This is a genomic window from Streptomyces sp. NPDC031474 (assembly GCF_055581185.1).
Map to the genome: position 1 here is coordinate 233,627 of NZ_JBVIJX010000016.1, position 24,030 is coordinate 257,656.

The 24,030-nt window shown below is 72.0% G+C and carries 13 protein-coding genes and 1 pseudogene; 5 read left to right on the plus strand and 9 right to left on the minus strand.

Annotation, left to right across the window (positions count from 1 at the left end):
* Positions 1-2: 2 nt before the first annotated feature.
* Entirely contained in the window at positions 3-3,377 is a 3,375-nt protein-coding gene (locus ACZ5SK_RS32610) for a pyruvate carboxylase (protein WP_334574434.1), read from the minus strand.
* A gap of 244 nt (positions 3,378-3,621) precedes the next feature.
* Here ACZ5SK_RS32610 and ACZ5SK_RS32615 point away from each other — a divergent pair, with 244 nt between their 5' ends.
* Complete coding sequence (locus tag ACZ5SK_RS32615) at positions 3,622-8,790, plus strand: family 43 glycosylhydrolase (protein ID WP_468157335.1); 5,169 nt, start codon at positions 3,622-3,624, stop codon at positions 8,788-8,790.
* A 96-nt stretch (positions 8,791-8,886) separates the two neighbouring features.
* A complete protein-coding gene (locus ACZ5SK_RS32620; protein WP_468417164.1) occupies positions 8,887-10,455 on the plus strand; it encodes a hypothetical protein in 1,569 nt (522 codons plus the stop codon).
* Here ACZ5SK_RS32620 and ACZ5SK_RS32625 read toward each other — a convergent pair.
* The 5 genes and pseudogenes from ACZ5SK_RS32625 to ACZ5SK_RS32645 form a co-directional block, all read right to left on the minus strand.
* Positions 10,448-13,276, minus strand: a complete 2,829-nt coding sequence (locus ACZ5SK_RS32625; RefSeq protein WP_468576775.1) for a DUF5682 family protein — start codon at positions 13,274-13,276, stop codon at positions 10,448-10,450. The two genes, ACZ5SK_RS32620 and ACZ5SK_RS32625, sit on opposite strands and share 8 nt — an antisense overlap.
* Before the next feature lie 8 nt (positions 13,277-13,284).
* A complete protein-coding gene (locus tag ACZ5SK_RS32630; RefSeq protein ID WP_334574441.1) occupies positions 13,285-14,409 on the minus strand; it encodes an ATP-binding protein in 1,125 nt (374 codons plus the stop codon).
* A gap of 47 nt (positions 14,410-14,456) precedes the next feature.
* The gene (locus ACZ5SK_RS32635; RefSeq protein WP_468576776.1) at positions 14,457-15,866 is read right to left on the minus strand and encodes a VWA domain-containing protein; all 1,410 of its coding nucleotides are present in this window, start codon (positions 15,864-15,866) and stop codon (positions 14,457-14,459) included.
* Between the two features lie 8 nt (positions 15,867-15,874).
* Entirely contained in the window at positions 15,875-17,257 is a 1,383-nt protein-coding gene (locus ACZ5SK_RS32640; protein WP_468576781.1) for a hypothetical protein, read from the minus strand.
* A 48-nt stretch (positions 17,258-17,305) separates the two neighbouring features.
* Positions 17,306-17,809: pseudogene (locus ACZ5SK_RS32645) on the minus strand (hypothetical protein); the annotation flags it as partial.
* Between the two features lie 268 nt (positions 17,810-18,077).
* On the opposite strand from ACZ5SK_RS32645, the gene ACZ5SK_RS32650 reads away from it, so the two are divergent.
* Positions 18,078-20,333 (plus strand): ATP-binding protein, encoded by a 2,256-nt coding sequence (locus tag ACZ5SK_RS32650; RefSeq protein ID WP_468417160.1) that lies wholly within the window; start codon positions 18,078-18,080, stop codon positions 20,331-20,333.
* Between the two features lie 303 nt (positions 20,334-20,636).
* Positions 20,637-21,617 carry an AraC-like ligand-binding domain-containing protein gene (locus ACZ5SK_RS32655; RefSeq protein ID WP_334574446.1) on the plus strand — a complete coding sequence of 327 codons (981 nt, stop codon included), beginning with the start codon at positions 20,637-20,639 and terminating at the stop codon, positions 21,615-21,617.
* A gap of 12 nt (positions 21,618-21,629) precedes the next feature.
* Here the strand turns inward: ACZ5SK_RS32655 and ACZ5SK_RS32660 are convergent, their stop codons facing one another.
* The 3 genes from ACZ5SK_RS32660 to ACZ5SK_RS32670 all read right to left on the minus strand — a co-directional run bounded on the left by ACZ5SK_RS32660 (position 21,630) and on the right by ACZ5SK_RS32670 (position 23,549).
* Positions 21,630-21,998 carry a hypothetical protein gene (locus ACZ5SK_RS32660; RefSeq protein ID WP_334574448.1) on the minus strand — a complete coding sequence of 123 codons (369 nt, stop codon included), beginning with the start codon at positions 21,996-21,998 and terminating at the stop codon, positions 21,630-21,632.
* 53 nt (positions 21,999-22,051) lie between these two features.
* Positions 22,052-22,660 (minus strand): flavin reductase family protein, encoded by a 609-nt coding sequence (locus tag ACZ5SK_RS32665; protein ID WP_361703941.1) that lies wholly within the window; start codon positions 22,658-22,660, stop codon positions 22,052-22,054.
* A gap of 88 nt (positions 22,661-22,748) precedes the next feature.
* Entirely contained in the window at positions 22,749-23,549 is an 801-nt protein-coding gene (locus ACZ5SK_RS32670; RefSeq protein ID WP_334574452.1) for an anti-sigma factor antagonist, read from the minus strand.
* 127 nt (positions 23,550-23,676) lie between these two features.
* Here ACZ5SK_RS32670 and ACZ5SK_RS32675 point away from each other — a divergent pair, with 127 nt between their 5' ends.
* The gene (locus ACZ5SK_RS32675; protein ID WP_334574453.1) at positions 23,677-24,024 is read left to right on the plus strand and encodes a helix-turn-helix transcriptional regulator; all 348 of its coding nucleotides are present in this window, start codon (positions 23,677-23,679) and stop codon (positions 24,022-24,024) included.
* Positions 24,025-24,030 lie beyond the last annotated feature (6 nt).

A 24,030-nucleotide genomic window follows, 5' to 3' on the forward strand; every position in this document is an offset into this window, starting at 1 on the left:
GCTCAGTCCACGACCACCAACAGGTCACCGCCCTCCACCTGCTGAATGCGGTTGATGGCCAGCCTGCTCACCCGTCCGGCCTTCGGGGCGGTGATCGTGGCCTCCATCTTCATTGCCTCGATGGTGGCGATCGTCGCGCCGACCTCCACCTCGTCGCCCTCCGTGACGGCCAGCGTGACCACGCCGGCGAACGGCGCGGCGACATGCCCGGGGTTGGCGCGGTCGGCCTTCTCGGTGACCGGGACGTCGGAGGCCGCCGCCTGGTCGCGCACCTGGATAGGCCGCAGCTGGCCGTTCAGGGTCGACATGACGGTGCGCATGCCGCGCTCGTCGGCCTCGCCGACGGCCTGCAACTCGATCAGGAGGCGGACGCCCGGTTCGAGGTCGACGGAGTACTCCTTGCCCGGGCGCAGGCCGTAGAAGAAGTCCTTGCTGTCGAGCACGCTGGTGTCGCCGTAGGTTTGGCGGTGGGTCTCGAACTCGCGTGTCGGGCCGGGGAAGAGCAGCCGGTTGAGGGTGGATCGGGGGGTCTTCTCCAGGCCTTCGCGGTCCTCGGCGGTCAGCTCCTGCACGGGCTTGGCGTCGGCGCGGCCCTGCAACGCCTTGCTGCGGAACGGCTCGGGCCAGCCGCCGGGCGGGGTGCCGAGCTCGCCGCGCAGGAAGCCGATGACCGAGTCGGGGATGTCGTACCGGTCGGGCGTCGCCTCGAAGTCCTGCGGGGAGACGCCGGCGCCGACCAGGTGCAGGGCGAGGTCGCCGACCACCTTGGAGGAGGGGGTGACCTTCACCAGATGGCCGAGGATGCGGTCGGCGGCGGCGTACATCGCCTCGATGTCCTCGAAGCGGTCGCCGAGGCCGAGCGCGACGGCCTGGGTGCGCAGGTTGGAGAGCTGTCCGCCGGGGATCTCGTGGTGGTAGACGCGCCCGGTGGGGGAGGCGAGGCCGGCCTCGAAGGGGGCGTAGATCCTGCGGACGCCCTCCCAGTAGGGCTCCAGGTCGCCGACGGCCTGGAGGTCGAGGCCGGTGGGCCGCTCGGAGTGGTCGGTGGCGGCGACGAGCGCGGACAGCGAGGGCTGCGAGGTGGTTCCCGCCATGGAGGCGACGGCGCCGTCGACGGCGTCCGCGCCCGCGTGGACGGCGGCCAGGTAGGTGGCGAGCTGGCCGCCGGCGGTGTCGTGGGTGTGCAGGTGCACCGGCAGGTCGAACTCGCGGCGCAGGGCGGCCACGAGCTTCGCGGCGGCCGGGGCGCGCAGCAGGCCCGCCATGTCCTTGACGGCCAGGACATGGGCGCCGGCCTCGACGATCTGCTCGGCGAGCCGCAGGTAGTAGTCGAGGGTGTAGAGGCGCTCGTTCGGGTCGGACAGGTCGGAGGTGTAGCAGAGGGCGACCTCGGCGACGGCCGTGCCGGTCTCGCGTACGGCGTCGATGGCGGGCCGCATCTGGCCGACGTCGTTGAGGGCGTCGAAGATGCGGAAGATGTCGATGCCGGTGGCGGCGGCCTCCTGCACGAAGGCGTCGGTCACTTCGGTCGGGTACGGCGTGTAGCCGACGGTGTTGCGGCCGCGCAGCAGCATCTGCAGGCAGATGTTGGGGACGGCCTCGCGCAGGGCGGCCAGCCGCTCCCAGGGGTCCTCGGCGAGGAAGCGCAGGGCGACGTCGTAGGTCGCGCCGCCCCAGCACTCCAGGGAGAGCAGGTTCGGCAGGGTGCGGGCGACCAGCGGGGCGGAGGCGAGGAGGTCCTTGGTGCGCACCCGGGTGGCGAGCAGGGACTGGTGGGCGTCGCGGAAGGTGGTGTCGGTGACGCCGATGGTGGGCGACTCGCGCAGCCACCGGGCGAAGCCCTCGGGGCCGAGGTGGACCAGTCGCTGGCGGGAGCCCGCCGGCGGCTCGGTGTCGGGCAGCGGCGGGAGCTTGGTGGCCGGGGTGATCAGTTCGGGGCGTTCGCCGTGCGGCTTGTTCACCGTGACGTCGGCGAGGTAGGTGAGCAGCTTCGTGCCGCGGTCGGCCGAGGAGCGCGCGGTGAGCAGATGCGGCCGCTGTTCGATGAACGAGGTGGTGACGCGCCCGGACTGGAAGTCGGCGTCGTCGAGGACCGCTTGCAGGAACGGGATGTTGGTGGCCACGCCACGGATGCGGAACTCGGCCACTGCACGCCGGGCCCGTCCGATGGCGGTCTTGAAGTCCCGGCCCCGGCAGGTGAGTTTGACGAGCATGGAGTCGAAGTGGGCGCTGATCTCCGTGCCGGCGTGGGTGGTGCCGCCGTCGAGGCGGATGCCGGAGCCGCCCGGGGAGCGGTAGGCGCTGATGCGGCCGGTGTCGGGGCGGAAGCCGTTCGCGGGGTCCTCGGTGGTGATACGGCACTGCAGGGCCGCGCCGCGCAGGGTGACCGTCTCCTGGGACAGGCCGAGGTCGGCGAGACTCTCGCCGGAGGCGATGCGCAGCTGGGCCTGGACGAGATCGACGTCGGTGACCTCCTCGGTCACCGTGTGCTCGACCTGGATGCGCGGGTTCATCTCGATGAAGACGTGGTTGCCGTCGGGGTCGAGGAGGAACTCCACGGTGCCCGCGTTGCGGTAGCCGATCCGGCGGGCGAAGCGCACGGCGTCGGCGCAGATGCGGTCCCGCAGTTCCGGGTCCAGGTTCGGGGCGGGGGCCAGCTCGATGACCTTCTGGTGGCGGCGCTGGACCGAGCAGTCGCGCTCGAAGAGGTGGATGACGTTGCCCTCGCCGTCGGCGAGGATCTGCACCTCGATGTGGCGGGGGTCGACGACCGCCTTCTCCAGGAAGACGGTGGCGTCGCCGAACGCGGACGCCGCCTCGCGGGCCGCCGCCTCGATGGACTCGCGCAGCTGTGCCGGGTGCTCGACGCGCCGCATGCCGCGCCCGCCGCCGCCGGCGACCGCCTTGACGAACACGGGGAAGCCGATGTCGTCCGCGGCGCGTACCAGTTCGTCGATGTCGCTGGAGGGCGCCGAGGAGCCGAGGACGGGCACTCCGGCCTCCCGGGCCGCGGCGACGGCCCGGGCCTTGTTCCCGGTCAGTTCGAGGGTCTGCGCGTCGGGGCCGACGAACGCGATGCCCGCCTCCTCGCAGGCGCGGGCCAGTTCGGGGTTCTCGGAGAGGAACCCGTAGCCGGGGTAGACGGCGTCGGCGCCCGCCCGGCGGGCGGCGGCCACGATCTCCTCGACGGAGAGATAGGCGCGTACCGGGTGTCCGGGCTCGCCGATCTCGTAGGCCTCGTCGGCTTTCAGCCGGTGCAGTGAGTTGCGGTCCTCGTGCGGGAAGACGGCGACCGTGCGCGCGCCCAGCTCATAGCCGGCGCGAAACGCACGGATCGCGATCTCACCACGGTTGGCGACCAGCACCTTGCGGAACATCCTGGGACCCCTTCAGCCTGCCGGTGACGGGACCCATCGTGGCGGTGAGTGACCGTGTTGGCCATGTGAGTCGGCCCACTCACCGCATGTCTCGCTCGTTCGGACCGTGTCCGACGACGTTCCTCCTTCACTCCACCCGATTCGTTCGACGCATCGGACATCGTTCGAGATCTCTTGACGCCACACCGTACGCCGTTTGACACTCTCGCAACATCACGTCACACGGCTGAAACGGCAGGCTCACATGGCGCACAGAGAACGACTCCGCGGACGCGCGAGACGCGGGGCGGGACAACTCGCCGCGCTGACCGCCGTCTCACTGCTCATGGGCCTCGCCGGCACGGCAACTCCCGTACACGCGGCGGATGTTGCGGATGCCGCCAACCTCTCCGACGGCCTGGCTCTCTGGTACAAGCTCGACGCCGCCTCCGGCACCACGGTGACCGACGCCTCCGGCCACAGCCGCGACGGCACGGTCAACGGCGCCGCCGGGTGGTCGTCCACCGGCCAGGGCCTCGCCTTCAACGGCTCCGACACCTACATCAAGATGCCGAACGACGTCATGAAGGGCATGAACGCGATCACCGTCGCCATGGACGTGCGGATCGACGCAAGCCAGTCGACGCCGTATTTCCTCTACGGTTTCGGCAACTCCAGCGGAAGCAACGGCAACGGTTACCTGTTCACCACGGGCAACTCCCTGCGCACCTCGATCGCCACCGGCAACTGGTCGACGGAACAGACCACCAAGCCGGCCGACTCCCACAACCTGGCCCGCTCGGTGTGGAAGCACCTCACCTACACGCAGTCCGGCACCACCGGTGTGCTGTACGAGGACGGCGTCGAGGTCGCCCGCAACACCTCGGTCACCATCACCCCCGGCACGATCGGCGCCGGCCTCACCACCGCCAACTACATCGGCAAGTCCGTCTACTCCGGCGACAGGCTCTTCAAGGGCGACATCCGCGACTTCCGTGTGTACGACCGCGCGCTGGCCGCCTCCGACGTGGAGCAGCTCGCCCTGCCCGTGGCCACGCAGGGCGTCGCCGACGACAAGGCCGCACTGGACCTCGGCGGCACCGACGCCGTCACCGCCGATCTGAGCCTGCCGAAGACCGGCACGGCCGGCGGCTCCGCGATCAGCTGGGCCAGCGACAACCCCGACGTCGTGTCGGACGCCGGCAAGGTGACCCGTCCCGCCGCGGGCCGGCCGGACGGCCACGCCACGCTCACGGCGACCCTGAAGAAGGGCACGGTCACCGACACCAAGTCGTTCGACGTCACGGTCCTGCCCGCCTTCGACGACGGGACCGCCGCCGAGCAGGCCGCCGAAGCCCTCAGCGTCCACAACCTCGACGACGTCCGCGGCAACCTCGCCCTCCCGGCGACCGGTTCCTACGGCACCTCCGTCACCTGGTCCTCCGCCACCCCGGACGTGATCTCCGCCGACGGCGTGGTCCACCGCCCCGTGCACGGCGCCGGCCCTGCCACGGTCGACCTGACCGCGACCGTCGCCAAGGGCACGGCGACGGCGACCCGCACCTTCACCGCGAAGGTCCCCGAACTGCCCGCGAAGGAAGCCCTGAAGGGCTACATGTTCAGCTACTTCACCGGCGAGGGCACCGCGGACGGCGAGCAGCTCTACGCCGCGCTGAGCAAGGGCAACGACCCGCTGAAGTGGCGGGAGCTGAACGACGGCAAGCCCGTCCTGACCTCCACGCTCGGCGAGAAGGGCCTGCGCGACCCCTTCATCATCCGCTCCCCCGAGGGCGACAAGTTCTACCAGATCGCCACCGACCTCAGGATCTACGGCAACGGCGACTGGGACGCCGCCCAGCGCACCGGCAGCAAGTCCATCATGATCTGGGAGTCCACCGACCTCGTCCACTGGACGAACCAGCGCCTGGTGAAGATCTCCCCCGACAGCGCCGGCAACACCTGGGCGCCGGAGGCCTACTACGACACCCGGCTCGGTGAGTACGTGGTCTTCTGGGCGTCGAAGCTGTACGACAACGCGGCGCACTCCGGCGACACCTACAACCGGATGATGTACGCCACCACCCGTGACTTCTACACGTTCAGCGAGCCCAAGGTCTGGATCGACCGCGGCTACTCGGTCATCGACTCCACCGTCATCCAGCACGACGGCACGTACTTCCGCCTCTCGAAGGACGAGCGCAACAACACCTCCTCCACGCCCAACAGCAAGTTCATCTTCGAGGAGAAGAGCGACTCGCTGCTGAACCTCTCCTGGAGCCCGGTCGCCGAGGGCATCGGCAAGGGCGCGATGAACGCGGCCGAGGGCCCGCTGGTCTTCAAGTCCAACACCGAGGAGAAGTGGTACGCGTTCCTCGACGAGTTCGGCGGTCGCGGCTACATCCCGTTCGAGACGACGGACCTCGCCTCCGGCGCCTGGACCCCGTCCACCGGCTACGACCTGCCGTCGAAGCCCCGCCACGGCACGGTCCTGCCGGTCACGCAGGCCGAGTACGACCGGCTGCTGCGCGCCTACCAGCCGGACCAGCTCGTCGGGAGCGTCGAGGGCGTGTCGGTGAAGACCCGGATCGGCGAGGCCCCGGTGCTCCCGGCGACCGTGATCGCCACCTACGCCGACGGCGTCAAGCGTCCGGTGGCAGTGACCTGGGACGACGTCCCGGCGTCGGCGTACGCGCAGGCCGGGACCTTCACGGTGACCGGCAGCCTGCCCGACGGCGCCGCGATACCGGTCCGGGCCGAGGTCACCGTGTCCGAGGAGGGCGCCGACGTCCCCGCCGACCTGCTGCTGGACTACGGCTTCGACGAGACGTCCGGCAACATCGCCGTCGACTCCAGCGGCCACGGCTACCACGGCACCTACGTCCGCACGCCCGACTTCGGCGCCGGCGTGGACGGCGGCTCGTTCAAGATGTCCGGCAACTCCGCGACGTCCCCCTACGTGAAGATCCCGAACGGCGTGCTGAAGAACGCCGACAGCGTGACCGTGTCGACGTACGCGAAGTGGAAGGGCGGCGACAACTTCCAGTGGCTGTTCGGGCTCGGCCCCGACAGCAACAAGTACCTCTTCGCCACCCCCTCCAACGGCAGCTCCAGCCTCTACTCGGCGATCAGCAAGGCCAGTTGGTCGGCGGAGTCGAAACTGACGGCCGGCCGGCAGCTCACGCCCGGCGAGTGGCGGCACGTCACCGTCACCCTCGACGGCGCGACCGGCACGATGATCCTCTACGTCGACGGCGTCGAGGCGGCCCGCACGACGACCACCATCAAGCCGTCCGAGCTCTACGACGCGAACAAGGACTACAGCGGTTACATCGGGCGTTCCCTGTACTCGGGCGACCCGTACTTCGGCGGCGAGGTCGACGACTTCCGCATCTACGGCCGCGCCCTGACGGCCGCCGAGGTGATGGAGCTCAGCGGCAACACGGCGGGCGTCGCCCGGGTGTCGGCCTCCGAGCTGAAGGTGGACGCGCTCATCGACAACGCGGGCAGCCGCATCACGCTCCCCGCGAAGGAGGGCACCGATCTCACCCGGCTGGCACCGGAGTTCACCCTCGCCCACGGCGCGGCGATCTCCCCCGCCTCGGGCAGCGTCCAGGACTTCAGCAAGCCGGTGACGTACGAGGTGACCGGCTCCGACGGCAAGAAGCGCACCTGGACGGTCTCGGCGCTCATCATGAAGAGCCCGGTCCTGCCGGGGCTCAACGCCGACCCCAACATCGTCCGCTTCGGCGACACCTTCTACATGTACCCGACGACCGACGGCTTCGAGGGCTGGAGCGGCACGCAGTTCAAGGCGTACTCCTCGACCGACCTGGTGCACTGGACGGACCACGGCGTCATCCTCGACCTGGGTCCCGACGTGAGCTGGGCGGACAGCAGGGCCTGGGCGCCGACGATCGCCGAGAAGGACGGCAAGTACTACTTCTACTTCTGCGCCGACGCGAACATCGGGGTCGCGGTCTCCGACTCGCCGACCGGTCCGTTCAAGGACGCCCTCGGACAGCCCCTGCTCAAGGCGGGCCAGTTGAGCGGCCAGATGATCGACCCGGCGGTGTTCACCGACGACGACGGCCAGTCGTACCTGTACTGGGGCAACGGCCACGCCTATGTCGTACCGCTGAACGGCGACATGGTCTCCTTCGACGCCTCGAAGATCACCGACATCACCCCGAGCGGCTACAACGAGGGCACGTTCGTGGTGAAGCGCAAGGGCACCTACTACTTCATGTGGTCGGAGAACGACACCCGGGACGAGAACTACCGCGTCGCCTACGCCACCGGCCCCTCCCCCACCGGCCCCTGGACCAAGCGGGGCGTGATCCTGGAGAAGGACACCTCACTGGGCATCCTGGGCACCGGCCACCACTCGGTCGTCCAGGTGCCGGGCACCGACGACTGGTACATCGCCTACCACCGGTTCGCGATCCCCGGCGGTGACGGCATGCACCGCGAAACCACCATCGACAAGCTGGAGTTCGACGCCGACGGTCTGATCAAGAAGGTTGTGCCCACGCTCACGAGCATCGACCCGGTCACCATCGTCCACGCCGGTCCGGACGCCACGGGCGTCGAGGGCGCCGCGATCGCCCTGAACGGCACGGTCTCCGGCGCGGGCGGCGCACGGTGGACGGTCGAGGCGGGCGCACCGTGCACGGTCGCGGACCCGGCCGCCGCCCGGACGTCGGTCACCTGCACCGACAACGGCGCCTACACCCTCACCCTGACGGGCGGGCGCAGCACCGACACGGCGACCGTCACCGTGACCAACGCGGCTCCGTCGATCACATCGGTCACCGGCCCGTCGGGCCCGGTGTCGGTCGGCCGGCCCACGGCCGTCACCGCCCGGTTCACCGACCCGGGCGCCGGTGACACCCACACCTGCGTGGTCGACTGGAAGGACGGCAGCAAGCCGGCCCCCGGCACGGTCACCTCGTCCGGCTGCCGGGCGGAGCACACCTACGCCTCGGCGGGCATCCGGCGTCCGGTGATCACCGTCACCGACGACGACGGCGGCTCGGTCGACAGCACGCTCCCCGAGCTGATCGTGTACGACCGGGCGGCCGGCCCGGTGGCGGGTGCGGGAACCGCCGGCAAGGCGGTCTTCTCCCTCTCCGCCGGCTATCTGGCGGGCTTCTCCGCCCCGGCCGGGCAGCTCACCTTCGATCTCAAGCAGCCCCGTCTGAAGTTCCGCTCCACCGGCTTCGACTGGCTGGTCGTCTCCGGCTCCCAGGCCGTCCTGCAGGGCTCCGGCACGATGGACGGCAAGAGCGGTTACGCCTTCCGCGTCACCGCGACCGACAACCCGGACTTCCTCCTCATGAAGATCTGGAAGAAGTCCGACGGCAAGGTGGTCTACGACAGCGGCCGCCCGGCGAAGGTCACCGGCGTCCTCACGGTCGGCCTGCGGCGCCGGTAGCGCAGTCGCCTGGCTCTTGATCGAGCCGGGCGGTTAAGGTCATGGGCCCCCTGTCCGAGGCAGGGGGCCCGATCGTTTCCTGGGGGGACACGACGCATGCCCACACCCGAGCAGATCTGGCAGGACGCCGATCTCGCGGCCCGGCGCCTGGCCGGCGTCGCGCTGAACCCCGCCGCTCCGCAGGACGTCCTGCTGCACCTGCTGGCGAACGCGCCGCTCGCCGTGCGGATGGTGCTGTGCCGGGACCGGATCCTGCCCGAGGCGGTCGTCGACGCCGTGATCGAGCATCCCGACCACCGCACCCGCAGCTTCTTCGCCCGCAACCCCCACGTCGACCCGGCGCAACGGGTGCGGCTGCTGGACGATCCGCACTGGTTCGTGCGCGCCCACCTCGCCGAGGCGCCCCGGGTCACTCCCCCGGCCGAGCCCCGGCCGCTGCCGGACGACGCCGTCGTCCACATGATGAACACCTACGACCCCGAGCACCTGGGCGGGAGCTTCTACCGGCAGTTCTCCCTCGGACTGCGCCGCTCCATGGCGACGCATCCGGACGCGAAGGTCCGCGCCTGGGGCATCGGCATGTGGGGGTGGCACGACCCGCGGACGCGGGCCGCACTGCTCGCGGACCCCGATGACGAGGTCCGCAAGCGGGCCGAGGACTGGCTGCGTCACGAGGATCCCGCGTGGGTGGAGAGCGAGCTGCCCGACCGGCCCTGTCACGCCCGCACCGGCATGCTGCTGCACGACGCTCTCAGCCGGGCCGTCGTGGACGGCGTCCTCACCGCCCCGGCCGGTCTGGAGGACCGGCGGATGATCGCGGGCAACCCCAGCCTCCCTCCTGACGTCGTGGTCCTCCTGGCCGCCGATCCGGACCCGGAGGTCCGCTGGCACATCGCGCGCCGTGCGGACCTCGGCGCCGTCGAGCGCCGCGCGCTGGTCGCGGATCCCGAACCTGACGTACGTCGGACGGTCGCCCGCCACCCGGACCTCGATCAGGACGACCGGCGTGTCCTCGCGGCGGACCCGGACCCGAAGGTGCGTCTGTCCGTGTCGGTCCACCCCGGATGGACCGAGGTGGAACGGGCGGCGATCGCCTACGAGGTCCCCCTGGACGAGCCGTTCTGCTTCTACCCCGAGCGTCTGGTGACCAGGGACCCCGAGGCCGTCCGCCGGGACGCGCTCTCCGGGCACCCGATGCTGCGCCGGGAGGCCGCGAAGGAGCACGCTCTGCCACCGGACCTCGTGGCCCGGCTGGCCGCCGACGACGACCTCGGCGTCCGTGTCCTGCTGGCCCAGAACCATCCGGACGCCCCGGCGGCCCTCCTGCTGCGCAGCTTCCTGGAGTACACCGGCCCCGAGCGCGCGCATCTCGGCACCCGGCCGCACTTCCCGACCGACGGGCTGGCCGTCCACGCCGACGACGAGGATCCGGCCGTGCGGGCCCTGGCCGCCCGCGACCCCGGGACCCCGCCGGCCACGGCGGAGCGGCTCAGCCGGGATCCCGAGGCCGCCGTGCGGGCGGCCTTCGCCCGCCACCCGAACCTTCCGCCCGCCCGGCTGACGGAGCTTCTCGACGACGAGGAGCTCGCCCACCACGCCGCCGCCAACCCGTCGTTGGGAGAAGGCGCGCTCCGCGCCCTGGCGGCGGCGCTGCCGGTCAGCTGAGGGCCAACAGCGCCGCCAGCGCCTGCGCGGTCCCCGGATGGCGGCCGAGGAGGGCCGCTCCGGACGGGGTGCCGGACGGCGAGCCGGACGTGGCGTCGGCGGTCTCCCACGTCCCGTCGTAGCCCAGCAGATCCGCCAGCGCGTCGCAGGTCGCGGGGTGGGCGGCGAGGAGCGGCAGACCGCCTGCGGCGCCCGCCGCCGACTTCGGCTGCGCGGGCGGCGGTTCCTGCCGGAGTCGCCACGGCGGAACCCAGGTGTCGAGCTCCGTGAGCCGGGCGGGAAAGACGCGGCCTGCCTCGCGGATCAGCAGCGGCGCCAGCTCGGTGCCGCTCGCGCGCAGGGTACTGATCAGCGTCGGCAGCCAGGGCAGCAGAACCGGGTCCGGGAGACGGGCGAACGCGTGGGACACGGCCTCGACGACGAAGTCGGCCAGGCCCGGCACCGGTTCCAGGGCGTGCACGAACCCGCTGAGGTAGCGGGGGTAGGCGGGGACGACCAGCGGGTTGCCGAGCAGTTCGGCGCAGCGCTCCCGCAGCGCCGTCCTCGCCAGGGTGCCCAGGTGGGTCTGCGCCGCCCACAGCAGTGCCATGCGGGAGGGCTCGGTCGGGTGGGACTGGGCGAGGGCGAGTTCGAGCTGGGCGCGGTCGCAGCCGAGGGACAGGGCGAGGCTCTCCATGCCGAACAGGAAGCCCAGCATCGCCGCGACCTGACGGACCGTCGCGTCCTCGTCGGTGAACGCCGTCGGCAGCAGGGTGCAGTAGTGCGCGTAGCCGGTCTTGACGAACGACTCGATCCAGGGCGGGAGCACCGGTTCGGCGGTGCGGTAGTGGGCCAGCAGGCGGCGGACGCGGCGCAGCACCTCCGGCGCGCCGTCGACGCTGCGTTCACCCGCCAGGACCTCCAGGGCCCGGGTGCCGAGTTCGTCGCCGAGGCGGCGGCTGCGCAGGAGGAGCGTGGCGTCCTCGACGGCCTCCAGGACCTGGGCGGCCGTGGCCTGCGGGGCGTACGCGGCACGCCGTAGCCGCTGTTCGAGGACCTGCTCGATGCTGACGCCCTCGTAGCCGAGTTCGATGAGGGCCCGCTGATGGGTGCCCAGGGCCAGGTCCCAGGACTCCTGGATGGGGCGCTCGCCGAGTCGCCGTTCGCCCATGATGGGGCGGGCGGCGCCGTGGGGCAGCAGGCGGCGCAGCATCCACAGCAGGTCGGAGCAGGGCTCCAGCTCCGGCCGTGAGGCGATGTCCAGCAGGGCTCGCTGCACTCCGCGCTGCTGGAGCCTCAGGTTCAGCGGGGCGAGCCGGTCGTGCACGTCACGGGCCAGCGGCGGCAGCGCGTCGTAGCCGACCTGGCCGACGCGGTCGCCGCCCATCATGATCTCGACCAGCCGGCCCACGTCCCGCCGGCCCGGTACGGCGTCCTTCTCGATGCAGGTGACCGCCGCGTCCTGGAAGTCGTACGGCGTCGGCTTGGCGCGGTCGCGCATTCCGGCCAGCAGGATCGACGTCTCGAAGACGGCGATGGCGTCGGCGGTGGAGGCGAGGTATCCGTTGCGGCGCGCGGCGCGCACGATGTCGACCGACCAGCCGAGCAGTTCGGCCTCGTCCAGGGCGTCGAGGGCGGGCGGGCGTTGCAGGAAGCCCGTGAGCCGGTCGGCGGGCGGGGCCGTGGGAGCGGGAACCGCGGGCAGGGCCTTCTTCGGCTTGGTGCTCTTCTTCGTGCCCGCCTGGCCCTCCAGGCGGTAGGGGCGGACGCCGGTGCGCTTGACGTTCTTCGCCCACTCGGTCGCCGCGATGGACACCGAGCCCGCGGCGAGGCCGAACTGCGCCTCGATCGCGGCGTGGCTGGAGGGGATGAGGCCGTGCCGCCACTTGGTGGGGCTCGGCGGACTGATGGTGAAGGAGTCGCTGCCGTGCACGCCGAACTCCGCGACGCGGCTGGCCGCGTGGAAGGCGCCGCAGACGTAGAGGCAGTCCGCGGGGTCGGCGCCGGTCGCGGTCAGGTGCTCGCGCATCCGCGTCCACATGTACCGCTCGCGGTCCTCGTCGACCCGCACCTTGGCGGGGTCGCCGGGGGCGAGACGGCGGAAGAGGCTGCCGATGAGCAGCATCACCTGGCGGTAGGTGTCGTGATCGCTGTCGCCAAGGGGCAGTTCGACGTACTGGTGCCACCACTCCGACCAGTGCCGCACCCGGCCGTGGCGCAGGAGGTGCTCCTCCAGTTCGGCGAAGCGCGGGCGCAGGTCGCCGATCTCCACGCCGACGGCGTCGCCGTGCAGCGCGGTCTGTTCCTCGGCCTGTGGCGCGTCGGGGTCGGCCGGCGCCGCGGGGTCGGCGTCCGGCTCGGTCTCCCACTGGAAGACATGGTCCGAGGAGCGGTCGACGAGGACCAGTTCGACGCCCGGGGTGTCGAGGGCGTAGGCGATGGCCTGGTACTCGGCGGAGGCCTCGGTGACCGGGGCGACCACCGAGAGCGGCGCCCAGTCGGCGGGGAAGCCCTCGACCTCGCTGGCGAACGCCTGGACCGCCACCGGGAGGCGGCAGTTGCGCAGCTCGGTGAGGAGGGGCGCCATGTCCTCGCACAGCTCCAGGTAGACCACCTTCGGCTGCTTCTCGCGCAGTCGGCGGGCCATGGCGATCGCCGAGGCCGGTGAGTGGTGGCAGACCGGGAAGATCTCCAGCGGTTCGCGCACCGCGCGCTCGACGTCGTCGACGATGCCGCGCAGGATGCCCTCCAGGGCTCCTGGCCCGTCGGCGAACGCCGTTGCCGCCTGGTGCAGTTGGCCGCGCAGCGCCTCGAAGGTGCCGCCGCTCCCGGCGCCGCTCACGACGCCGCTCACGACAGGGTCGCGATCGCGTCGCGGCCGCCTTCGAGGAACTCCGGCCAGGAGCCCCCTTGTTCTTTGCTGCGCGGTTCGACGACGCCGTGCAGGTACTTGTTGAGGATGGCGAGGTCCTCGGGCGCGCGCCGGGCCAGGGAGCCGACGAGGGAGGCGGCGAGGGTGTGGGCGGTCAGGGCGCGTTCGCCGAAGAAGTTGCTGTGCAGGATCGCGTCCTCTAGGACGCCGATCTGCTCGGCGGTGGACAGCGCGGACTCCAGTTTCTCGTCGTCGCTGCCGGCCGCCGCGGAGGAGGCCCGCAGGTCGGCGAAGCTCTGCAGCAGCACGTCCAGCAGGGTCGGCGGGACGTCGAGCTCGATCCGGTGGCGGCGCAGCAGTTCCTCGGTGCGGAAGCGGACGATCTCCGCCTCGCTCTTCTTGTTCGTCACCACCGGGATGCGGACGAAGTTGAAGCGGCGCTTGAGCGCCGAGGAGAGGTCGTTGACGCCCCGGTCGCGACTGTTGGCGGTGGCGATGACCGAGAATCCGGGCTTGGCGAACACGATGTTGTCACTGTCCTGGTCGCTGCCCAGTTCCGGGACCGAGATGTACTTCTCGGACAGGATCGAGATCAGCGCGTCCTGGACGTCGCTGGTGGAGCGGGTGAGCTCCTCGAAGCGGCCGATCGCCCCGGTCTCCATCGCGGTCATGATCGGCGAGGGGATCATCGACTCGCGCGACTGGCCCTTGGCGATGACCATCGAGACGTTCCACGAGTACTTGATGTGGTCCTCGGTGGTGCCCGCGGTGCCCTGCACGACCAGGGTGGAGTTGCGGGAGATCGCGGCCGACAGCAGCTCTGCCAGCCAGCTCTTCCCGGTGCCGGGGTCGCCGATGAGCAGCAGCCCGCGGTCGGAGGCGAGGGTGACGATGGACCGCTCGACGAAGCTGCGGTCACCGAACCACTTCTGGGCGATCTCCCGGTCGAGGCCGTCGGCGCGCTCGGAACCGAGGATGAACAGGCGGACCATCTTCGGCGACAGCCGCCAGGAGAACGGCTTGGGACTGTCGTCGATCGACTCCAGCCAGTCGAGTTCCTCGGCGTACTTGAGCTCGGCGGGGGCGCGCAGGAGGTCGGTCATGGGAGGGCCTTTCTCGTGACAGCGGAAGGGAGCGGAAGGGGGGAGTCCTAGGCGAGGAACGTCTTGAGTTCGTGGACGAGCTTGTTGATGTGGCCGGAGATCACCGGGGTGCCGAGGGCCTTGAACCGCTCCCGGAACCAGGGGTTGACCTCCTGGCGGCCGGAGCTGGTCACCGAGCCGACCGGGATGAACTTCACGCCGGAGCGGTGGACTTCCTCGATGCCTTCGAACAACGGCTGGGAGCGGTCGAACTCGTAGAAGTCCGAGATCCACACCAGCACGGTGTTCTTGGGTTCGGCGATTTTCGGCCGGGCCATGGCCATGGCGACGGAACCGTCGTTGCCCCCGCCCAGCTTGGTGCGCAGCAGCACCTCGAACGGCTCGTTCACCCAGGGAGTGAGGTCGAGCGCCCGTGTGTCGTACGCGATCAGGTGCACGTCGACCTTGGGCAGTCCGGCGAAGATCGACGCCAGGATGGTGCAGTTGACCATGGAGTCGACCATCGAGCCCGACTGGTCCACGACCACGATGAGCCGCTGCGGAGTCGTCTTGCGGGCGGTGTGGCGGTAGTAGAGGCGGTCGACGTAGAGGCGTTCCTCTTCGGGGCTGTAGTTGGTGAGGTTCTTCCAGATGGTCCGGTCGAGGTCGAGGTTGCGGAACACGCGCTTGGGCGGGACCGAGCGGTCGACCGCGCCGACCGTGGACTTCTCCACCTGGGTGCGCAGCACTTCGGCGACCTCGTCGACGAACCGGCGGATCAGGGACTTGGCGTTGGTCAGGGCGACGCCGGAGAGGTTGTCCTTGTCGCGCAGCAGCTGCTCGATGAGGGACATGCTCGGGGTGAGCCGCGCGGCGAGCTCGGGGTCGGCGAGCACTTCGCGCAGGTGCATGCGCTGGACGAGGTCCGCTTCGATGGCGCCGAGTTCCGCACCGATCCCGGGGGCGAGGTCGCCTCCGTCGGGCGTCGTGCCTCGTCCGCCGCGCAGCCCACCGGGCGGGCAGCCGAGGGCGCGCTCCAGCCAGCCGGCGTCGCCCTGCCAGCGGGACAGCTGCCCGGCGCTGACGGGACCGGAGCCGGTGGCGAAGACGTTCAGCAGCACCTTGGACACGAGGGCGGCGCGTCGCACCTCGGCCGCACGATCACGGGCGTCCCCGTCGGCCTCGGCCTCGGTCTCCGTCTCGGTCTCCGTCTCCGTCTCGGTCTCGGCCTCGGTCTCGGGAACCATCAACCGGTCGAACTCCGCCGCAAGTTCGGGGTGGCGTTGCACGATGGAGTCGACGGAGGTCTGCGGGTCCAGCAGTGCGGGCGGCAGGCCGATGTCCTGGACGACGGCGAGGCTCGCCGATTCCAGGCCGGCCTGCTCCTCGGGGTCGAAGAGGCGTGCCAGCAGCCGCCAGTAGAGGACCTGTCGGCGGTTGTCGTCGGGGACCGGCCCGGAGGGGTCTGTCTGTCGCATGTGGTCGCTCATTTCCGCAGCAGCCTCCCCGCCCGTTCCCGCAGGACGGTGACGGCGTCCGTGGCGGCCTTCTCGGCGCGGACGCCGACCTTGTCGGTGGTGCCGCCGGCCCACGCGCCCGCGTGCAGGGCGACGGGCTTCTTGCGCACGGTGGTCTCGACGGCGAGTGGCTGGAGACGGAACCCGCCGCCGTCCCAGCGGAGCAGGCCGATGCACGCGCCGGAGGCGGCGACGGCCTCGGGGGTGAGCGGACTCGCGGTGGGGATGCGGTCGGTGTCGACGGGGAGGGCGTGTCCGGCGACGGTGAAGGTGAGGGTGTCGCCGTCCTGCTCGCTGGTGTAGCCCTCCAGGAACACCGGCTCGGCGAGGCGCACGGGGTGGCGGTCCAGGGGCGCGGTGGGCAGGGCGTTGGCGGCCGGCAGGAGGACGCGTGCGGTGGTCAGGGCGTCGGCGGGGTCTCCCCCGCGTGCTCGGGCGTCGTCCCAGATCAGGTCGCCCTCGTCGGTGAGGGGCATGGCGTCGAGTTCCATCGCCCGGCCTTCGCCGACGGCCGCGAGCAGTGACAGATGGGGCCGCAGCAGCTGCCAGACGCCGGCCTCGACGACCGTGTCCGGCTTCGGCACCGAGACGCCGGCGCGGACCAGGCGGGGTGCGGTGCCGTCGGCGGGTTCGAACACCGCGTGGACCTGGGCCTGTGCGGCGGTGGCGTGTTCGTGCAGGTCGACGCCGAGCGGCAGCAGCCGGCCGGTGGCGGTGCCGACGCCGGTCGGCTCGGCCGCGCCGGGCCGGGTCAGCAGCAGGGCACGGGCCCACAGGTCGCCCCAACGGCGGGCCGGGATCCGTTCCAGGACGGCGCCGGGGCAGGAGGCGGCGAGTTCGGCGGCGAAGCCGTCGAGCAGGGTGGCCAGGCGGCGCAGTTCGGGGTGCGGCAGCAGCGCGGAGACGATCGGTGCGGCTCCGCCGACCAGGTCGTGGTCGATGCCCTGCCAGCCGGTGCGCGCGAGGTCCGACAGCCAGGTGCGGGCGGCGGCCTGCAGGTTCACCGTCGGGTGCTCGGCAGGGGACGCCGGTGCGCGCTCCTTGCGTGTGCGGCCCGTGATCTCGTCGACGCCTGCGGTGAGCGCGTCGTGCACGGCGCCGAAGAGGGCGGTGCGGGCGGCGGCCAGCGCCACGAAGTCGTCCTCGCCGGCGGCTCCGGCCGCGGCCTTCTCGGCGGCCTCGGCGACTCGGGCGGCCAGCGGGGTGCCGGCGACGGCGTGGGCGAGTCCGGTGAGGTCGCCCACCCGGTCGGGCCGCAGGCGCAGCAGGCCGGCGGCGAGGGTCCGGTCGAAGGCGTCGACCGCCGCCAGTGCCTCGTCCAGCCCCTCGACGGGGTCGGTGAGCCGGCCGATGCGCTCGTCGGGGCCGGCACCGGGCTCGCGCGGGGGCGCCCCCGAGGAGGCCGCGGCCCGCGTCGGCGGGAACCAGTGCAGCTCCGGCAACGGGGCGGTGACCGGGGCCAGTTCGAGGTAGGCGAGATGGCGCAGGAACCGGCTGAAGACGGGTGCGGCTGCGGCCTTGCCGTCCGCCTGCGGCGGGTGGGCACCGGTCATCGCGGCGGTGAGGGAGGCGGCGTCCGCCTCGGCGCCCGCGGGCTCGACGCGCAGGTAGCGGCCGACGCGGTCGGCGCCGTACTGCAGGACGGCCTCGGTGATCAGGGCGCGGATGTGGTTGCAGAACGAGCCGCGCGCGCCGCCGCAGGGGCGGTTGTTGTTGGTACTGCAGGCGAAGGCGTAGGTGCCGGCGGCGACCGACGAGACGTACACCCGCTCGATGTCCGAGCCGCTGGAGACCACGCCCTGCAGGCGTCCGTCGGCCAGTTCGACGAAGGGGACCTTGGCCAGCTTTCGCGGTCGCGCGGGCGGCACCACCCGGGCCGTACTAGCGTTCTCCCAGTCCGACAACGCACCGTCTCCTTTGCAGCACAAGGCTCCGCACGCCGAAATCGACGCAGCACAGGGGGGTTGTCGCACCCGATCGGCGCGACACCAACGAACTTACCGGCGACCACTGACAACGCCGTCCGACGCCCTTCATGACGCCGTCCGGGCGAGCGCGGACGACACCGTCCGCATCGCGGTCGGCTCGGGCCCGCGGCGTCCGGCTCTTCTAGAATTCCGATGATCATGCCCGGGGGCGACAGCGGGAGCATGCCGACGTGAAGGGGCGGGATTGAGCGGGGAGCAGGCGGCGTTCGGCGCGCTGCTACGGGAGTTGCGGTTGTCCGCGTCGCTCACCATCGAGGGTCTGGCCGAGGCGTCGGGCGTGAGTGTGCGGGGCATCGGGGATCTGGAGCGGGGGCGGCGGGCGGCTCCGCAGCGGCGGACGGTCGCCGCGCTCGCGGACGGTCTGGGCCTGGACGAGACGCTGCGGGAGCGGCTGCTCACAGCGGCGCGGACGGGGCGCACCGGGGGCTACAGCCCGGTGGGGGTGCGGGCGTTCCCGCGCGGGATCGACGACTTCGTCGGCCGGGAACAGGAGTTGACCCGGTTGACGGCGCTCGCCGAGCGGGGGGACGCCGTCCAGCCGGTGGTGGTGGCGGTGTCCGGGCCGCCGGGCACGGGCAAGACGACGCTGGCGTTGCACGCGGCGCGCGGCCTCGCCGACCGGTTTCCCGACGGGCAGTTGGTGCTGGACCTGCGCGGCACGGACGACGATCCGCCCCCTCCGGCCGAACTCGTGCTCAGCGTGCTGAAGGCCCTTCAGGTGTCCGACCGGGATCTCGCCCAGGCCGGGCCGGGCGGTCATCCCGCGCTGTACCGGCGGCTGTTCGCGGAACGGCGGAGTCTGCTGGTCCTCGACAACGCCAGTGACGAGGGCCAGGTACGCCCGCTGCTGCCGGCCGCGGGCGCGGGCATGGTGGTGGTGACGAGCCGTCGCTCGCTGAGCGGGCTGGACAGCGTGCACCGGATGGCGCTCGGGGAACTGAGCCCCGCGGAGGCCGGCGAGTTCCTGGCCTCTCTCGTGGGCTCCGAGCGTGCCGCCGCCGATCCGGGCGCCCTCGCCGATGTCGCCGAGCGCTGCGGTCATCTGCCGCTCGCCCTGCGGGTGGCCGGCAACTGGCTTGCGACCCGCACCGGTTGGACCGTGCGCCAGCTCGCGGACCGCCTCGCCGTCGAGGAACGCCGCCTGGAGGCGCTGGCCGCCGGGGACGTACGCGTGGCTGCCGCCTTCGACCTGTCCTACCGTCAGCTGACGCCCTCGGCGGCTCGCCTGTTCCGGCGGCTCGCCCTGGTCCCCGGCCTGGACACGGCGGCTCCCGGCGCCGCCCGGCTCACCGGACAGCCGCTGTTCGACGCCGAGGACACTCTGGAGGAACTGGTCGAGACCGGGCTGCTGGGGACGGACGGGGAGCGCTACCGGCTGCACGACCTGCTGCGGCTGTACGCCCGTACCCGGCTGGCGGCCGAGGAGGACCCGCGGGACGTGGACCGGGCCCGTGCCGCGTTCTTCCACTGGGCACTGGAGACGGCGGTCGTCGCGGGCCGTTGGTTCGAGCCGGACCACGGGGCTCCGCCGGACACCTGGCAGGCAACGGTGGACCTGTCGACCGCGGGCCGGGCCCGCGCCTGGCTGCAGGCGGAGGCGGCCAACTGGCTGGCCGCTCTGCACGCGGCCGAGGCCGCCGGTGAGCACGCCACGGTGGTGGAGGTCGCCGAGGCCCTGCACTGGTTCTCCGACCAGTGGATCTTCTGGGGGCACTGGCCCGAGGTCTTCGGCATGGCCGCCCGCTGCGCGCAGGCACTGGGCGATCCGGTCGTGGAGGCGACCCAGCTGAACTACCACGCCTGGGCGCTCCTGGTGTGCGAGCGCCGCCACCGGGACAGCCTGCTGCGCTCCGCCGAGGCCCTCGCCATCGCCGAACGGGCCGACGATGCCGGTCAGCAGGCCTGGGCCCACGTGTACCAAGGCTGGGCGCTGGACCAGCTCGGCGACCTCGGGCCCGCCGCCGACCACTTTCGCCACGCCGCCCGTCTGTTCGAGAGCGTCGGGGACCTGCACGGCGGTCTCCAGGCCCGGTCCGGTCATGCCGGCGTACTGGAGGAACTGGGCCGCCCCGAGGAGGCGCTCGCGTTCTACCGGGAGACGCTCGCCTTCCTGGAAGAGGTCAGGGACCGGCTGGAACCGCACATCGCCGACTTCACCCGGATCGGGTTGCACGCGGGCCTGGGCAAAAACTTCGGCACGCTGAAGCGCTGGGCGGAGGCGGTGGACCACCTGGACACCGCCGTCGCGATCTGCCGGACCGGCGGCAACACCGCCCTGGAGAGCCGCCAGCTCGTCCACCTCGGCAAGGCGTTGCTGTCCGCCGGACGTCCGGCGCAGGCACGCGCGGCCTTCGCGCGCTGTGTCGGCCTCGGTCTCCACGCCGACCCGCGACCGGTCGCGGAGGCCCGTGACCTCCTCGCCCGTCTCGACACGCCCTGACCCCGCCCGCCCGTTCCCGGGTCGCCGCACCACGGGGACGGGGGCGGGCTCGCGCCACCGACGGGCGAGGTCCCTCGCCGCGCCCCCATTCTGGTCGCGGGGGCTCTTGCGCGTCTTGTCCGACAGTGCACCGCGCTGTTCCCTCAGCGCACAGCGGACGGCCGTGCCGACGCCGTGCGTGTTTCTGCCTGCTTCCTGCCTGGAGCCCGCCGTGGGCCGCTGCTTGGCTGATGGCGGCGGGGAGAACGGGCCGCAGTGGCGATCCCTCTCCGCCGGTTTCGCACAGGTGGAGAGGAGAACCAGGTGGCCCTGGTGCTGTCGACTGCTTCGGTGCCCGACGGGGAGAAACGCGCCTTCTGGCAGGACGCGTTGGGCAACGCGCTGCTGCCGATGGCCGTCACGGTGCAAGGCGACGGCCCGTTCGAGGGCCGGATCGTCACCGGGCGGCTGGGGCACCTGCGCATCTCCACGATCCACGCCGACGCACAGCGCATGAGCCGCACGCCCGCCCACCTCGCCGGGGCGGCAGCGGCCCCGGCGGGGGATCAGGTGGCGGTCGCCGTCCAGACGGCGGGCACGGCGACGCTGGTCCAGGACGGCCGCCGAACCTTCGTGGGCGAGGGCGACCTCGTGGTCTACGACACGGCACGGCCGCACTCCCTGGACTATCCGCGACGTTTCTCCACCCACGTCGTGCACATGCCCCGCCGGGCGGTGGGCCTGCCGGAGGAGGAGTTGCGCCGGGTGACCGGGACCGCGATCGCCGGGACGGACAGCGTCGGAGCCCTGCTGGTGACCTTCGTGACCGCCCTCACCGCGTCGCTCCCGCCGTGCGCGCCGGCCGTCGCCCCCAGGCTGGCCACGAGTTTCGTGGACCTGTTCGCCACGTTGGTCGACGCGCGGACCCGGCGGGTCACGGCGCCCCAGGCGCACTCCGCCGAACACCTGGTGCTGCGCGTGCGCGACCACATCGACCGCCATCTCGGCGACCCGGACCTCTCCCCGCAGGCCGTCGCGGCAGCGCACCACATCTCCGTGCGCTATCTGCACCGGCTCTTCGAAGGCGAGGGCGTCACCGTTGCCCGCCTCATCCAGCAGCGTCGCCTGGAGCGGTGCGCGCGGGAACTGGCCCGACGCGACGCCTCGGTTCCCACCGTCTCGGCAGTGGCCCAGCGCTGGGGCTTCGCCAGCCCTGCCCACTTCAGCCGGGCCTTCCGCGCCGCCTACGGGCTCTCCCCGCGCGAGTGGCGCGGCACACGGAACGACCTGCTCCCGACCGGCTGAGCGGGCCGGCGGTCAGCGGCCTCCCGGGCGGTGGGACCGGCCTGCCGCAGCCCGCCCGCGGCCCGACGTCAGGGTGTACAGCACCGCCAGTCCGGCGACGGTCGCCACCGCGGCGGCCGCGCCCCGGGGGCCGCGGGCCAGGACCGAGCCGGTGGACCGGGCGGACAGGGCCGAGCCCGCGCTGAGCCAGGAGCCCACGGAGGCGAAGGAGGCGGCCGAGCCGACGGACCCCACGGACAGGAAGCTGCCGACCGAGGCGATGGACAGTGCGCTGCCCACGGAGCCGATGGAGAGGAACGAGTCGACGGAGCCGATCGACAGCGCCGAGTTCTTCGACCACAGCGAACGCCAGGAGGCGTCGGCGCCGTCACGCGTCGTCATGGGCGAACGGTCAGGCGGCGAGTCGTCATGGGTCGAGGATACGTTTGACGCGGTCACGTCGGCGGCCAGTCGCGGTAGGCGATGCGGGCCAGGTCGTGGATCTCGCCGACCGTGCCCCACTCGTCGCCGCCCAGCCGGGCCAGCGGCCGCAGACGCCGGATGTCGGGGTGGCCGTCGACGATGACGTCCTCCCGTACGGCTGCGTGCACGACCTCGCCGAGGACCAGCGTGGAGTTGCCGATGCCGAGGGTGGAGTGCAGTCGGCACTCGAGCGCCACGGGCGAGGCGGCCACCCGCGGCGGCGCCACCCGCAGCGAGGGTTCCCGCTCGATGCCCACCGCGTCGAACTCGCTTTCGTGTGCGGGGAAGTCGACGGCGCTCGCGTTGATCTGCTCGAAGAGCGGCTCGGACGCGAAGTTGACGACGAACTCTCCGGTGGCCTGCACATTGCGCAGCGAGTCCTTGCGGCCGACGGAGGTGAACTGGACGATCGGCGGGTCGGTGCAGGCGACGGTGAAGAAGGAGTGCGGGGCGAGGTTGGCGGTCGTGCCGTCCGCGGCCAGGGTCGACGCCCAGGCGATCGGCCGGGGCACGACGAGGGCGGTGAGCAGCCGGTAGAAGGCTCCGGCGCCAAGGGCCGCGGGATCGTGGTCAACGCGCATGTCGGCCAGTTCTACCCGACGGAGCCCCCGGAAGCGGAACGGGGGCTCCGCCCACGCCCTCGTTCCTTCGCACGGGGTCGTCGGGGAATCAGTCGCCCAGGCGATCGCTCCCGTCGCCGAGCAGGGGCGCGGCCTCCGCCCTGACCTTGGCCACCGCCGCGGCCACCTGTTCCTGCACGGCGTCGGCGGGCGGATCTCCCCGTACGGCAAGGACCAGGTCGTGGGCGAGGTGGTGCAGCTTGGTGTTGGTGTTCTGGGACGCCAGGACCAGGACCCGCCAGGCCTCCTCGACACTCAGGCCGAAGGACGCCATGAGGATGCCGCGGGCCATGTCGATCACCGGGCGGGTCTGCATGGCGCGTCGCAGTTGCACGACCTCGATACGCAGGTCCCGCAGGGCGCTGTCGTCCGCGGTGGTGGCGGACGCGCCGGCACGGCGCCCCTCGCCACCGTCATCCGAGTCGCCGTCGCCGTCGCCTCCGTCGTCGGAGCAGGGAGCGTCGAACAGTGTCCGGGTGCCGGTCAGGGTCAGCAGCCGTTCGACCGCCGGGCCGACCGAGCGCAGGGCGACCGTCTTCCCCTGCTTCAGGCCCTGGTCGCGCAGGCCGAGCAGGACGTTCAGGGCGGAGCAGTCGCAGAACGCGACCCCGCCGAGATCCAGGTCGACACCGCCGACCGAGGCGCCGAGAGCGGCGCGCAGGGCGTGCTCCAGCCGCTCGGCCGAGTCGAGGTCGAGTTCGCCCCGCACCACCACGACGACACGGTCGCCGTCGGGCCGGGCACCGATCTCGGGCCCGGAAGCAGGCCGCACGGATTCCGTACCGCTCGTCCTCGCCCCGATACGGGCGTCCCCGCCTTTGGCGTTCGCTTCACCGGCAGATTCCTGCATGACCGCCTCCCCCGGTCACTCCACATGTCACGTCAAGCCTCACCCCCCTGCCCGTCATACGTCAACAGATACATGAAATAAAGTTCCGGCCTTTGTATTCGTGAACGATCAGCCGTAGGATTGGCCCATGGAGGGAGTGCCCGAGTCGCACAACGGATGGACGTTTCTGACCAACCACGCCCGCGTGCTGGCCGCCATCGCGGACAATCACAGCGCCCGCATCCGGGACATCGCCGCGCACTGCCGGCTGACGGAGCGGGCCGTGCAGAAGATCATCGCCGACCTGGAGCAGGACGGCTATCTGTCCCACACGAGGGAAGGGCGCGGCAACACCTACCGGATCGAGCCCGACAAGGTGCTGCGCCATCCCGCCGAGGCAGGTCTGAGCGTGGCGGCCCTGCTCTCACTGCTGATCCAGGACGAGGCGGGGCGCGCCAGACACTCCGAGACCGACGCGCACGGCCCCCGCTCCTGACCGTCT